This is a genomic window from Aminobacter sp. P4_D5, from assembly GCF_056401815.1.
In genome coordinates this window covers 1-1,052 of record NZ_JBFUIP010000425.1, presented here as the reverse complement: position 1 = coordinate 1,052, position 1,052 = coordinate 1, and the positions used below count along the sequence as shown (strand labels likewise).

General features: G+C 71.4%; 1 protein-coding gene. It reads left to right on the top strand.

Translation table 11 applies throughout. The features are described from left to right. Positions 1-1,052, top strand: a 1,052-nt coding sequence (locus AC1DWF_RS32470) for a DUF6311 domain-containing protein (RefSeq protein WP_476842632.1), incomplete at both ends; no start/stop codon positions are given.

The following is a 1,052-nucleotide window of genomic DNA, read 5'->3' as shown; positions in this document are numbered from 1 at the left end:
GATCCACTCCTACATCCTGCCGATGGTGCTGGCGCTCTGGATCGCCGACTGGTGGTCCCGGCGGAGCATCTTGGAATTCGCCGCGGTTCCCGCTGCGGGGATCGCAGGACTCTGGGCGGCCGGCTTCTTCGTCCTCAGCGCGGGCCATGGCAACGACCAGTACGGCACGATGCAGCTGGACCTGCTCGCGCCCTTCGACCCCGCCTTCTGGGGGGGAATCATGCCGGACCTGCCCGATCCGGATCATCCGGAATCCGGTAGCTCCTATCTCGGCCTGGGTGCGATCCTGCTGCTACCCTTCCTGCTCTTCGTGCCGCCGCGGCGCCGGCTGATACCGGTGATGGCGGTGCTGGCGGCGATGCTGCTCTTCGCGATCAGCCACCACGTCACGGTCGGCGGCGCCGAGGTGGCGACCATCCCCCTGCCCGAGCGTCTCGTGACGCTGGCCGGCATGCTGCGCTGCTCCGAGCGCTACTTCTGGCCCCTGGCCTATGCGCTGATCCTGGCCGGCATGGCGGGGCTGCTGCGCGTCGCCGGGCCGCGCTGGGGCGGCATCGCGATGCTGGCGCTGCTGCTGGTCCAGGCGGTTGACCTGCGGCCCGGCTATGCCCGCCTCGCCGGCTACTTCCCGCCGACAGCCGATCAGGTGCCGCTGCGTCTAGCCGATCCCTTCTGGGCCCAGGCGGCGCCGCGCTCCCACGCCATCCGGCTGGTGCCCGCCGGCAACCAGGGCCGCGGCTGGGAGGAGGTGGCGGTCTTCGCCGCCCGCCACGGCCTGGCGACGGACGCCGTCTATCTCGCCCGGACCGATGCCGGGGCCATCGAGCGGTTGCGCGAGGAGATCACCGGCCGCCTCGCCCGCGGCGACTACGAGCTCGGCGTGCTCTACGTGCTGCGCGACGAGACCACGGTCGAGCTCGCCCGCGCCGGGATGCACGAGGGACGTGACCGGCTGCTGCGGGCGGATGGGCTCGACGTCCTCGCGCCGGACTGGGACGTTACCTCCACTGTCGCCTTGACGAACTGGACTCCGATCGCCTCAGGTGAGGACC